The following is a 13206-nucleotide window of genomic DNA, read 5'->3' as shown; positions in this document are numbered from 1 at the left end:
GCCGTTTGACGGGCACAGACCCCGGAACAGGGTAGCTGTCGACAGCGACTTCGCCCTTTGCGACCAAAACCACTCGGTGCCCACCGACGACCATCACGATGCCCGCGACCAAAGCCGACAGCGCGGCAAAGGCGATCAAGAGACTTCGCCACATCATCAGTAGCCTCACACCAACGGGTTGTCGAGAGGTCCGCCGCTGCTTGCCGGGCCGGGATAAGAGGTATTGCCGATAGCCGAAGGAGAGTTGCGCAGACTTTCGTGGATTGACAATCTCGGCTCTGATAGAACACAAGGGTTCCACAGATTGAGCAATCCGCAGAGGCCATTCGACGGTCACCGCGGGTTGCTACGTCAGCGTGTGGCGTCAGTCATGGATCAGCTTCAACGATTCGCCGCCGACCAACGCGTGCGTAATCCGCCATCCGCTTGCGTCACGAACCATCTTGACTTTGACTGGAACCGTAGCAGTGGCGCCTTCGGCGATGATCGTAAATTCCGCTTCGCCACCAGGTTTTCCATTGATGGTGACCTCTTCAACCGACGTCGCTTCCATCCATGACAGTCTGGTCGACCTAACTGTCCCAGCGACAGTGGCTAATCGAGGGGATGACTTCAAGAAGTCGACTGCGACGTTGTAGGCCTCGCTCCGGTAGACGTACCAGCGTGTGACGCCGAGAGCTATTACGCCGAGAGCAACTACCGCGATGGCAATTACCAACGCCTTGCGTACGCGCTCATCGATTGCAGCCACAGGTGCCTCCACCAAACACGGTCACTTGAACGCCCACAGCTGCGCTAACTCCTATGCCGCTGATTCGCCCACGCCCTCCAGTTGCAGCACCAGCGTGGGAGTAAAACTGAGGGCCCGATGGCGAAGAGTTGACACCGCGGGCCGCGCTTAGCTGGCCATAGACTGGCCCCGCGTTGAAGTCGTATCCGCCGTACAGACCGCCACCTCCGCCCCAATCGCATCCGGCGGCCTCGTCATATCCTGGCCGCTTGCCGTTTGGATCAATTTTCCATCCCCCGCCCGCGCCGATCCCAAGGCGTCCAGTCATGAACCCTGTGCCGTTCGGGTTAGTTCCAAAAATAAGCCCACCACCAGGGCCGATTGGACCGAAGACCGGGGCATAGAGGGAGAATGCGAACGACCAAAGTCCCAACGGGTCTGTGTAGCTCAGCGGGTTGCCTTGAACATATGCGTAGGTGTTGATACCACCATCAAGCCCGATGCGATCGGATTGCATATATCGCCCCAGGTTGGCGTCGTAATACCGATTCCAGTTGTACCAAAGCCCGCTCTCGGCATCGAAATACTGGCCCGGAAAGCCGACATTCAAGCCTCCGATCGTGTCGCTCGCGATTCTGCGATCGAACGCCGCGTTCTGCGCCCGCCAGACGACGCCACCGGCTGCGTTGGTCAGCACTTCCGGCCGGCCCAGGTGATCGTTGTGGCTGGCATAGAACTGGCCGCCGCGGGCAATGCCCAGCAGCTCGCCGCCCAGCCACACATAGCTGGTGTCCTGCGCTCCGCGCTCGAAGAGCAGTTCGCCGCCGGGACCGTGGACATAGCGCGTCGTCACGCCCCCTGCCGATCGGAAGACGCGCTGATTCAAGCCGTTGCTTCGATAGTCGCCCACGAGAGTGCCGGTGCCGTTGGTGAAGACATGCATCAGGCGCTGGAAAGGGTCGTACTGGTAGGTGCGGACGCCGTCGTGACGCGACTCGCTGAGCACCCTGCCGGCCCCGTCGTAGCCGAAGTTGCGCCACTGGCCACCGGCGCTCCACGCGGCGAGCCGGTTGCTCTGCGAGTCCAGCGTGTAGCTCGCGCCCAGGCCCTGGCGGGTATGGCCCGTCCGATTGGTGACCGCGTCCCAGCTGAAGCCTTGCGCGTCGCCGCTGCGCGACACCGCGGTGAGCCGATCAGCAGCGTCGTACCCGAAAGTGGCATTCAGCGCCGGATACACGGCGTCGGTGATGGAGGCCAGCGTGTTGGTGGCGTGATAGGCGTAGCTCAGGCCGTGGACGCCAGGGCTGGTCAACTGCGTCACCCGACCGTCAGTGTCGAGCGTCGCCAGCCGTCCCACGCCGTTGCCGTAGCGCCAGGCGTAGCCGGCGTCCGTGGCCGGCTGATGGAGGAATGAATTGGCCAGCACGGCCCAGGCTCCTCCCAGGTTGCTCGAGACGCTCGTCAGGCGCGCCTGGCCGTCGTAGCCGTAGGACACGGTGAAGCCGCCGGGATAGCGGATGCTCTGCACGCGCCCGACGCTGTCATGGCTCCAGGATGTCGTGAAGGTCTGGCCTGCCACCACGTTGACCTGCTGCAGCAGTTCGCCCGCGGCACCGTAGGTGAAGGTGGTGGTTCCGCTGGTGTTGTCGTCCAGGCCGGTCAGCCGTCCCTTGCCGTAGGCGCCTTGGTCGTAGAGAAAGAACTCGTACCAGCCGGACGCATTGCGCGATGTGAGCCGTCCCAGCACGTCCCATGCATAGGCCACGGTCACACCGTCGGCGCGCGTCTCGCTGACCAGCCGGCCAGCCGAGTCGTACCCATAGCGGGTCGTTCCGGTGTCGGGACTCTGGCGGGTCAGCACCTCGCCCAATCCGCTGTAGGTGAATCGGGTGACCAGGCCGCGGGGATCGGTGACCGTCCAGAGGTTGCCCTCCGCGTCATAGGTCTGGCTCACGATGCCGCCATCGGGCGCCGTGGTACGGATCAGCCGGTTCTGCGCGTCGTAGTCGTAGCTCGTCACGCGGCCAGTGACATCGGTGCGCGTCTTCAGGTTGCCGTTGTTGTCGTAGGTGAGCGTGACCCGCTGGCCGTTGTTGCCCATCAGCACCCGCGGTCGGCCCAGGCTGTCCATCTGGGTGGTGACGAGGAATTCGCCCGCGGCGGTCGCTGTCGGGACGCTGCCGTTCCAGCCAGGCACATGGCGGCCGGAACGCGTCCGCCAGGTGTTGGATGTCAGGTCGTAGTCGAAGCTGACGAACTCGTTCAGCCCATTGCCTTGCTGGACCAGCCGCGTGGCGGCGTTGTAGCGCGCACGATCGACGTGGCCCGTCGGGTGAACGACCTCCGTCCATTGGCGGCTGTTGTTGTAGCTGTAGGTGGTGACTCGCCCGCCGCCGGGGTGGTAGAGCGTGTGCGACCCGAGATTGCCTTTGGCGTCATAGGCGTAGTCGGTGATCACCCCGTTGGCGTCGGTGTACCGGCCGGGCAGTCCGAGACCGTTGTAGCTGCTCCAGCGCTGCACATGGCCGAGGCCATTCACGACGGAGGCCTGATTCCCCGCGGTGTCGTACGTGGTGGTGGTCGTGTTCGTGGCACCGCCGGGCAGCGCCTGGGTCATGGCGAGCGAGGCCAGTACGCCATTGGCGTGGTACGTGTAGGCGTAGGTGCTCTGCCGAGTTCCGCCGAGCCGCAGATCGGTCCAGGTCTCGCTGGCGAGCTTGCCTGTCGCCAAGCCCGACGCGACGTAGGTGTAGGCCACCTTGGCATAGGCCACCCCGGAGGCGTTCTTGTACGTGGTCTCGACCAGGTCCTCTCCGCTCCAGGTGTTGGCGCGGGTCAGTGCACCGGCCGTGCCGGCCGCCGTCGTGACGCCGAGCAGCTTGCCCGCGGCATCGTAGGTGTAGTCGGTCTTGTGGCCGTTCCAGTCCAGCGTGTAGTCCACCCAGCCAAAGGCGTCATAGACGGTAGCGGCCGTTGCCGCCGGGCACGTCGGTGTCGCATTGCGTGAGGTCGACGACAGCTTGAGTCCGCCCTGTGCCGCGACGAACTGGTAGGTCACCGACTGGCCGGCAGCATTGGTCACCGTGGTGGTGTTGCTGCCGTAGACGAAGGTGTCCTTCTGCTCGCCGCCCGCGAGACCGCTTTCCTGAACGCGGCCGTCGGCCTGGTACTTGTAGGTGCTGTAGCGCACCCCGTTGATCGACACCCCGGTCAATCGGGTGCCGTTGCTCGCATCCTCGTAGTGGTACGTGCGGACATCGGGCGCCGCTCCGGGCGAGGTCACCGTGGTGAGCATGCCGGTGCCGTTGTACCCGTAGCTCCACGCACCACCGGCCGGGTCTCTCACCGTGGTGACGCGGTTGTTCGTCCATGTGAGATCGACGTACTGCCCCGCGATGTTGGTGATGCGCGTCGGCTGCGTCGCGTTCGCTCCGTACGTGATCGCCAGGAGCGTGGCGCCGCCGATGGTGCTGATGTTCTGCAGCCTGCCGTATGCCCCGAATGCGTAGCGCTGCTTGTCCTTCACCAGCGTGACGTAGCCGGTGTTGAGAACGTCATAGGTGGCCGTGCCCATGGCCATGGAACCGCTGGCGCGGTATGTCCAGCTGGTTCCGACCTTGGCGTAGGCGTACTTCGCCCCGCCCGGAAACGTCACGGTGATCGTCGTGGGCCCCAGGCATTCGCCGTCGAACTTGCCGGGCGTGCGATAGCAACCCGAGGTCTGCACCGTCGGGAAATCGAGGCTCGACGCCCAGTGGGGCCCAAAGAAGGTGGACGTCGTCGCCTTGCTTCGGTAGGTGCGCGTCAAACCGATGCCGTAGGAGCCGCCCGCGATGAAATCGAGCTGAGCAAGGACTTTTTCTCCCGTGGCGATGACCACCGGATTCTTCGTGACGGGGTTCTGCGGGGATGGGCAGGGGTCCCGCTTCTTGTCCGCCTGCTGCTCTTGCCCTTGATCGGTGTTGCCGTTGGAAGCAGGCGCCTGTGAGCCCCCGCTGTCATGGCTGCCGGGATCGAGCGGCACGGGCTCCCCGACGCGGGTGAAGTCCCCTCGTTTCAGCGGTTCCTTGCTTCCCGTGACGTTGACCTGTTCCATCACGATCGGGTTCGCTGAAGGCGCTGGTGACGGCAGCGGTGCTGAAGGCGTGTCCAGCTCACCGTATGCCGAGCCGGACAACGCCCAAGCCAGCGCCGCCCACACCAAAGCACCGCAGCGTCGAGTGCTCGTGCTCCATGCCAACAGTTCCCCTCGCATCGCCGTGACCCTCCCGCCCTCGATGTAGTTCGCGGGTGGGATTCTTCAGGGATGTCCTCGGGCGGCAATGGCAAAGGTTTGCCATTGACAGATCAACCGAACCTGGCCGTGTCCGTCAATTCATGGCCACCGCGCCGCCGGCAGGTGACCGGGTCAGGCTCAGTGCTCGGCGACGAAGAAGTTGTAGGTGGCGCTGTAGGCCACGGGCGCCACGCGACCGGCCTGCTCCGGCGTGCAAGGCTCGGCCGGCGGCCTGCCCCCGACCGTGTCGACGCGCTGGATGCTCAGCACCCGGCTGAAGACGCCCTCGCCGCGCGTGGAGACGGTGCGCAGCAGCAGCCACGGGATCGCGCTCGGATCCGGGCTGTCCTCGCGCGCCGCGACCTGGGCCACGACCGTGCTGCCGTCGAGCGCCTGCCAGCTCGGGCCGGCGTAGTGGATGCCGGCGCTGCGACCCCCACGGTAGAACAGCGCCGCCTCCGGTCCCTTGAGGCTCCACTCGAAGCGCTGCGCGTCCTTTGCGGCCGCGCATTCGTAGATCTGCACGCCGCGGGCGTGCAGCTCGAGCGCCATCGTCTCGCCCGCCGGGGGACGCAGCGCGGCCGGCTCGGTTGCCGTCGCTGCCGCGGTGCAGACGGCCCCCAGCAGGGCCGCCGCCTTCGCATGAATCGTCATGGCAGAGGCCCTCCGTGCTCAGGCTGCCAGCGGGGCCAGGGCAGCGCCGATGCGCTGCATCTGCGCCTCGGTGACCAGCTCGCCGAGCACCTTGAGGAAGTGCGGGTGCTGCGCCCCCGAGAGGATGTACTGCCAGCGGTAGGCCGCCAGCAGCGTGCCGCGCAGCATGCCGACCTGCTCGGCGTCGAACAGCCGCTTGCACACGCGCAGGAAGTAGTCGGCATCGGCCGCCGACTGCATCTGCAGGATGCCGTCCACCGCGCCGACGAGCGCGATCAGGTCGTCGACGCCCTGGTCGCGCTGCACCGCGTCGAGCTTGGCGTCCTCGCGGCGCCATTCCAGCTCGTCGAGGATGGCGTGCTGGGACTCCTCCTTCCAGTGGAACATGAAGACGTCCTTCCACAGCTCGGACAGCTCGGGGTCGGCATCGATGCTCTCGCGGTAGTGCGCCTGCGAGAACAGCTCGATGTGGCAGGTCAGCGCCAGCACGGCCCATGTGCACTTGGACAGCACCGCCTGCGCCACGTCGTTGGGCTGCGGCAGGAAGGTGTAGCCGGCCGGCAGGTCCTCGGCCGTCATCGCGCCGACGCGGCGGAACAGCTCCTGGTGCTTGAGCTCCTCGTCCGTGAAGCGCACGAGCGCCTCCAGCGCCACCTGGTCGCCCAGCCAATGGTCGCGGCTGAGCTCGAGCACCTTGGCGCCGATGTAGCGCTCGACCAGGCCGAACATGTGGGCGTAGGTCATGCCCTGCACCTGGCTCAGCAGCCGCTTCTCGTCGGCGCCCAGGAAGTCCAGGCGGTCGGCCAACGACAGCCCGTCGGGGAGGAATTTCTTGGCCACGTCCATCCGGCGGCCGCGGATCACGTCGTGGTCGATGTCCCAGCGGATGCGCTTGGACGCGTCGATGCACTTGGCGTAGCGTTCGCTGGAATGGCGGTACGGGGTCGTCTGCATGGTGGGAAGGCTCCAGGTTCAGGCTGCCAGCGTGTCGCCGGCGGTTGCGCGTGCCGGCCGGCACGCCGCGAGATGCGCGACGATCTGCTCGTTGACCTCGTCGCGATGGGTCAAAGGCGCCATGTGACCGGCGCCACGAAAGGTGACGGTGCGCACCGCGGGCAGCGTGCGCGACAGCAGGCGAGACACACGCCGCGCCGACAGCGGCGAGCGATCGCCCTGCATCAGCAGCGTCGGCAGCCGCAGGCGCTGGAACTCCTGCGCGCAGACGGGCTCGCGGAACACCGCCTGGAAGTCGAGCACCACCTTGCCGACGCGCGACGCCATGGCATCGCGCCGCGCCGGCGGCATCGCCGTCCAGGTGCCCGGCCCGCTCCAGTAGTCGACGAAGCAGGCCGCCGCGGCATCCGCGTCGCCTGCGGCATGCGCATGGGCGACGAAGGCAGCGGCCTCGCTGACCTCGCGCAGCGCTGCCTCGTCGAGCGGATCGCCGGTGCGCAGCAGGTGGAAGGCCACCGGCTCGAACAGCGCCAGCGAGCGCACGCGCTGCGGCTGCGCGCGGGCGACGTGCAGCGCCACCGCGCCGCCGTACGAATGGCCGACCAGGTGCGCGGGCTCGTGCACGCGGTCGAGCAGTGCGGCGACGATCGCCCCTTCGTGGGCCAGCGAGAACGCACCGTTGCCGCCCCAGTCGCCGGTGGCGCCGTAGCCGAGCAGATCGGGCACGAGCACGTGATGGCGCTGCGCCAGCCGCTCGACCAGGGCGCGCCACTGCGCGCCCGACGCGCCGGTGCTGTGCAGCAGCACCACCGGCTCCCCGCTGCCTTGCTCGAGCCAATCGACGCTCACGCCGCCGACCTGCATGCGTCCCATGGACCCTCCTGCGGTCCGCGAATGCGAACCGTCGTGCTGGAGAGATCGGAGGACGGCGGCGAAAGACGACGCCGCCGGAGGCCGACGACTTAGGGGGTGCCGAGCAGCTGCGTCGCCGCGCGCGTTTCGGGATGGTCCGGTCCCAGCGTCTGCCGCAGCTCGGACTGCGCCACCGCGAGGCCTTCGCGTGCGGCGCCGTGCTCGCCGGCCTGCCGTTGCACCCGCGCCAGCGTGAGCTGCGCGAGGCCGGCGAGCGCGGAGTGCGGATTGCTGCCTTGCAGCTTGCGCGCCAGCTCGAGCGCCTGGCGGGCATCGGCCAGCGCCTGCGAAGCATCGCCGCGCTTGAGCGACAGCTCGGCGCGCTGCCGGTAGGCGGTGAGCAGCGGCGGCGTCGCGGCGCCCTTGGCGGACAGCAGCTCGATGACGCCGGTGTGGCGTCGAGCGGCCCCGTCCAGATCGCCGCGTGCCGCGTCGATGCGTGCCTGCGCGAAGGTGGCGCGCAACCGCGCCGAATGCGCCGGCGGCAGCGTCTGCAGCATCGACGCCGCCGCGTCCAGGCTGGCCTGCGCGGCCGGCATCTGGCCGCGCTCGGCCTGCACCGTGGCGCGGCCCACCAGCGCATACGCCTGGCCGGCGACCAGGCCGTTGCGCCGGGCCGCGTCCAGCGCCCGGTCGTAGGCGGCCTCGGCTTCCTCGAAGCGGGCGAGCTGCTCGAGCCCGAAGGCGCTGTTGCCCAGGATGCTGGGCGCGATGACGGCGTCGCCGCGCTTCTCGTAGACCTGCAGCACCTGCTGGAAGAGCTGGAGACCGCCCTGGTAGTCGCTCATCGCGTAGCGCACGACACCGTGGTTGAGCATCAGCCGGCACGCCTCGTGGCTCTCGCCTCGGCCGATGCGCCGGATGCTGTCGATGGCGGTGCGGAAGTGGCTGTCCGCCTCGGTGTTGCGGCCGGCCAGGTAGTGCGCGAAGGCGACGTCGCCGAGCAGGCCGGCTTCGAGCATGGGCGCCTTGGCGCCGGCGCCGCGCAGCCGCTGCAGCCCGGCCTCGGCATGGCGCAGCGTCGTTTGCGGATCGGCGGCGACCTGCGCGAGCCCGGCGCGCATGAGCAGGCAGGTGGCCGCGACGGTGGCGTCGATGTCGGGCGCGGCGATCCACTCGTCGAGGAGCTGCCGTGCCTCGTCGTTCTGGCCGACGCCGGACAGCGCGTTGGCGTGCTCGCAGGCGATCTGCGCCTTCAGCGAGCGGTCGGGCACCTGGTCGACGATCTGGCGCGCGCGCACCAGCAGTTCCATGCGCTTCTTGCCGAGGTTGAGATTGCTGTAGTAGGTGGCCAGCACGCGCAGGATCTCGGCGTGGTGCGCCGGCTGGCCGGCGAAGGTGCCGTCGATGAGCCGCTCGGCGCGCTCGAGCATCTGCTGCAGCGCGGCCGACTGGCCGGTCGGCACGGCCTCGTCGAACATCAGGTCGACGAACTCGACGATGGCCGAGTTGCGTCCCAGCAGCGCCTGCGCGCGGTCGCGCTGGGCCAGCGCATCGGCGCGCTGGCGCTGCGCCTCGATCGCCTGCCAGGTCGTGCCCACGATGCCGGCGGCGAGCGCGAGCACGGTGACGGCCGTCGCCGCCACGCCGAGGCGGTGACGGCGCACGAACTTGGTGGCGCGATAGGCCAGCGAATCGGCGCGCGCGCTGACCGGCTCGTTGGCCAGGTAGCGGCGCAGGTCCTCGGATAGCGCCTGCACGGTGGCGTAGCGCTCGGCCGGCGCCTTCTTCAGCGCCTTGGCGCAGATGTTGTCGAGGTCGCCGCGCAGCGAATGCACCAGCCCCTCGCCGCGCATGGCGGCGCGCGCGGCCGCCTCGGACAGGCGCTGCGGCTCGGTGTCGACCACCCCGCGCAGCCGTTCCACCGGCGTGTCGGTCGGCCTGGCGGTCGGGTGAACGCCGCCGAGCAGCACGTACAGCAGCACGCCCAGCGCGTACACGTCGGTGGCGGTGGTCACGTCGCCGCCCTGCACCTGCTCGGGCGCCGCGTAGTCGGGCGTGAAGGCGCGTCCGGCGACCGCAGTGAGCTCGGTGGGCGGCGAGGCCAGCGCCTCGTCGTCGAGCAGCTTGGCGATGCCGAAGTCGAGCAGCTTCACCTCGCCCGACGACGTCACCAGGATGTTCCCGGGCTTCAGGTCGCGGTGCAGCACCAGCTTGCTGTGCGCATGGGCGACCGCCGCCAGCACGTCCAGCACGAGGCGCACGCGCGCCTCGACGCCCAGCGAGCGCGCATCGCACCAGCGGTCGATCGGCTCGCCTTCGACATGCTCGAGCACCAGGTAGGGCTGGCCGCCCGCGCCGACGCCGGCGTCGAGCAGCCGGGCGATGTGCGGGTGGGTGAGCCGCGCCAGCACGTTGCCTTCGCGCGCGAAGCGCTCGGCGCCGCCGTGGCCGAGCAGGGCCAGGTTGAGCAGCTTGACGGCCACGGTGCCCTCGTAGCGGCCGTCGCTGCGCCGCGCCAGCCAGACGCTGCCCATGCCGCCGGCGCCCAGCGGCCGCTCCAGCGTGTACGCGCCGAACTGCTGGCCCTCCAGCCTGGGCTCGATCTTGCCGATCGCGCTGCCGTCGAGAAAGCCTTCGCGGTCCATGCGGCTTTGCTGCGCCAGCAGCGCCGACAGCTCGGCCGCCAGCTCGGGATCTTCCGCGCGCAGCCTTGCCAGCTCGGCCTCTCGCGCGGCCGGATCCAGGTCGAGCAGCCGGTCCAGCTGCGGGGACAGGCGGGCCCAGCGTTGGGGGTCGACGCCGCGCGTCACGCCGGCAGCTCCTCAGTCCTGCAGCGCGCTGCGCAGGAACATCCGCGCCTTGGCCCAGTCGCGCTGCACGGTGCGCTCCGACACGCCGCGCATCGCGGCGATCTCCCCGAAGTCGAAGCCGCAGAAGAACTTCAGCTCGACCAGTTCGGCCAGCGCCGGCTCGGCGGCGGCCAGCTCGTCGACCGCGAGGCCCAGCGACCCCAGCTCGTCGAGCTGCGGCACCGATTCGGCGGTGGCGGTGTCCAGCGTGGTGAGGTGGAACTGGCCGCCGCGCTTGATGGCGCGGTGCTCGCGCACGTAGTCGATGATGAGGCCGCGCATCGCCCGCGCGGCGTAGGCGAAGAAGCGCGCCCGGTCGGGGAAGGCCAGCCCGCGCTGGCTGAGATCGAGGTAGGCCTCGTGCAGCAGCGTCGTCGCGCCCAGCGTCACGCCGGACGCATTGACGTGGAGCTGGCGGCGCGCCAGCCGGTGCAGCTCGCGGTACAGCGCGCTGAACAGCTCGGCGGTGGCGGCGACATCGCCCCGCTCGGCGGCCTGCAGCGTCGATCCGATCGCCCGCAGTTCGTCCTGGTCTGTGAGTTCCGTCATGCCGCCCCTCGGCTCCGTCCGGCCGTCAATTGTGCGCTGGACAAGACGGCTTCCACCCCCCTACGATCGCGGCCGGCCCGCTCCCGGCGGGCCACGTCGCTCGGACGGTTCCGGGCGCTCACGTGAAGGATCCCCATGGCTGACTCCCAGCCGAAGCGCCGCTTCGCGCGCATCGACCGACTGCCCCCCTACGTCTTCAACATCACCGCCGAGCTGCGCATGGCCGCGCGGCGCCGCGGCGAGGACATCATCGACATGAGCATGGGCAACCCCGACGGGGCGACGCCGCCGCACATCGTCGCCAAGCTGGTCGAGGTGGCGCAGCGGCCGGAGACCCACGGCTACTCGACCTCCAAGGGCATCCCGCGCCTGCGCCGGGCCATCTCCCACTGGTACCGCGACCGCTACGCGGTGGAGATCGATCCCGACCGCGAGGCGATCGTGACCATCGGCTCCAAGGAGGGGCTGGCCCACCTGATGCTCGCCACGCTGGAGCGCGGCGACACCGTGCTGGTGCCCAATCCCAGCTATCCGATCCACCTGTGGGGCGCGGTCATCGCCGGCGCCGACATCCGCTCGGTACCGCTCGTGCCGGGCGTCGATTTCTTCTCCGAGCTGGAGGCCGCGATCCGCGGCAGCTACCCCAAGCCGAAGATGATCGTGCTGGGCTTTCCGTCGAATCCGACGGCGCAGTGCGTGGAGCTGGACTTCTTCGAGCGCGTCATCGCGCTGGCGAAGCAGCACGACATCCTGGTGGTGCACGACCTCGCCTACGCCGACATCGTGTACGACGGCTGGAAGGCACCGTCGATCATGCAGGTGCCGGGCGCCAAGGACGTCGCCGTCGAGTTCTTCACGCTGTCCAAGAGCTACAACATGGCCGGCTGGCGCATCGGCTTCATGGTGGGCAACGCCGAGCTGGTGGCGGCGCTGGCGCGCATCAAGAGCTATCACGACTACGGCACCTTCACGCCGCTGCAGGTGGCGGCGATCGCGGCGCTCGAAGGCGACCAGCAGTGCGTGAAGGACATCGCCGAGACCTATCGCCGCCGTCGCGACGTGCTGTGCAAGGGCCTGCAGGAGGCCGGCTGGCCGGTCGATGTGCCGAAGGCCTCGATGTACATCTGGGCGCGCATTCCCGAGCCGTACCGCCGCCTGGGCTCGCTGGAATTCGCCAAGGCGCTGCTCGCGCAGGGCAAGGTGTCGGTGTCGCCCGGCATCGGCTTCGGCGACCACGGCGACGAGTACGTGCGCTTCGCCCTCATCGAGAACGAAGCGCGCATCCGGCAGGGGGTCCGGGGGATCAAGGCCATGTTCCGCGCGGACGCGAGCAGGGCATCCCCTCTCCCGCTGGCGGAGGGCCACGGGTGAGGGCCACCCGGGGCCCTCACCCCGACCCTCTCCCGCCGGGCGGGAGAGGGAGAGCATCCGCACTCCGGTGCCAGTTCACCCTCCTTCAGCGCTGACTGCAAACCCCTCGAACGTCGGCCGGCTCACCGGGTGGTCCAATGGCCTTATGGCCACGACCACCCTTCCGTCCATCTTCGTCTCCCACGGCTCGCCGATGATCGCGCTGGAGCCCCGCGAGGCCGGCGCGTTCATGGAGCGCCTCGGCCGCCGGCTGGGCCGACCCGACGCCATCGTCGCGATCTCGGCCCACACCACGGCGCGCGAGCCGCTGCTCCTGGCCGGGGCGCAGCACCAGGCGGTGTACGACTTCGGCGGCTTCGATCCCAAGCTGTTCACCCTGCGCTACGACGCGCCCGGCGCGCCGGCGCTGGCGCCGCGGGTCGCCGACCTGCTGCAGGCGGCGGACCTGCCGGCGCACGTGCTGGACGAGGCCGGCCTGGACCACGGCATCTGGACTTCGCTGCGCTACCTGTTTCCCGAGGCCGACATCCCGGTGCTGCCGCTCGCCTTCGTGGCGACGCAGTCGCCTGCGCAGCAGTTCCGCCTCGGCGAAGCGCTGGCGCCGCTGCGCCGGGAAGGCGTGCTCGTGCTCGGCACCGGCAGCATCACCCACAACCTGCGCCGGGTCTTCGCCGGCGGCCTGCGGTCGCCGGCGGACCAGCCCGAGATCCCCGAGAGCGCTGCCTTCCGCGACTGGATGCTGGGCCAGGCCAGCGTGCGCGACTGGGAGGCGCTGTTCGACTACCGCCGGCGCGCGCCCTACGCCGTCGACATGCACCCGACCGACGAGCACCTGCTGCCCTGGTTCGTCGCCGCCGGCGCAGGCGGGCGCGACAGCACGCCGGTCCGGCTGCACGACAGCGTGACGCACGGGTCGCTGGGAATGGACATGTACGCGTTCGGGGAGCAAGCAGCGGCGCTGGCCTAGG

General features: G+C 69.1%; 9 protein-coding genes. 2 read left to right on the top strand and 7 right to left on the bottom strand.

Annotated features, from left to right (window positions below; all coding sequences use genetic code 11):
• Positions 1 to 364 precede the first annotated feature (364 nt).
• From P7V53_RS07100 to P7V53_RS07070, 7 genes are all read right to left on the bottom strand, one after another.
• Positions 365 to 553: a hypothetical protein gene (locus tag P7V53_RS07100; RefSeq protein ID WP_280154783.1), complete on the bottom strand. Its 189-nt coding sequence runs from the start codon at positions 551 to 553 to the stop codon at positions 365 to 367.
• A 181-nt stretch (positions 554 to 734) separates the two neighbouring features.
• Positions 735 to 4826, bottom strand: a complete 4092-nt coding sequence (locus P7V53_RS07095; RefSeq protein WP_280154782.1) for an RHS repeat-associated core domain-containing protein — start codon at positions 4824 to 4826, stop codon at positions 735 to 737.
• A 318-nt stretch (positions 4827 to 5144) separates the two neighbouring features.
• Positions 5145 to 5660: a DUF3455 domain-containing protein gene (locus P7V53_RS07090; protein WP_280154781.1), complete on the bottom strand. Its 516-nt coding sequence runs from the start codon at positions 5658 to 5660 to the stop codon at positions 5145 to 5147.
• 18 nt (positions 5661 to 5678) lie between these two features.
• Positions 5679 to 6614, bottom strand: a complete 936-nt coding sequence (locus P7V53_RS07085; RefSeq protein ID WP_280154779.1) for a hypothetical protein — start codon at positions 6612 to 6614, stop codon at positions 5679 to 5681.
• Between the two features lie 18 nt (positions 6615 to 6632).
• Positions 6633 to 7487, bottom strand: coding sequence for an alpha/beta hydrolase (locus P7V53_RS07080; RefSeq protein ID WP_280154778.1), 855 nt, complete (start codon positions 7485 to 7487; stop codon positions 6633 to 6635).
• Positions 7488 to 7576: 89 nt separating this feature from the next.
• Positions 7577 to 10279, bottom strand: coding sequence for a protein kinase (locus P7V53_RS07075; protein ID WP_280154777.1), 2703 nt, complete (start codon positions 10277 to 10279; stop codon positions 7577 to 7579).
• Positions 10280 to 10291: 12 nt separating this feature from the next.
• Positions 10292 to 10867: an ECF-type sigma factor gene (locus P7V53_RS07070; protein WP_280154776.1), complete on the bottom strand. Its 576-nt coding sequence runs from the start codon at positions 10865 to 10867 to the stop codon at positions 10292 to 10294.
• A gap of 135 nt (positions 10868 to 11002) precedes the next feature.
• On the opposite strand from P7V53_RS07070, the gene alaC reads away from it, so the two are divergent.
• On the top strand, positions 11003 to 12238 hold the full coding sequence (gene alaC, locus P7V53_RS07065; RefSeq protein WP_280154775.1) for an alanine transaminase: 1236 nt from the start codon (positions 11003 to 11005) through the stop codon (positions 12236 to 12238).
• A gap of 145 nt (positions 12239 to 12383) precedes the next feature.
• Positions 12384 to 13205, top strand: coding sequence for a class III extradiol ring-cleavage dioxygenase (locus P7V53_RS07060; RefSeq protein ID WP_280154774.1), 822 nt, complete (start codon positions 12384 to 12386; stop codon positions 13203 to 13205).
• The last annotated feature ends 1 nt before the right edge of the window (position 13206 follow it).

The sequence above is a fragment of the Piscinibacter sp. XHJ-5 genome (assembly GCF_029855045.1).
Taxonomy (GTDB): domain Bacteria; phylum Pseudomonadota; class Gammaproteobacteria; order Burkholderiales; family Burkholderiaceae_C; genus Albitalea.
This window is presented reverse-complemented; position numbering and strand designations above follow the sequence as displayed.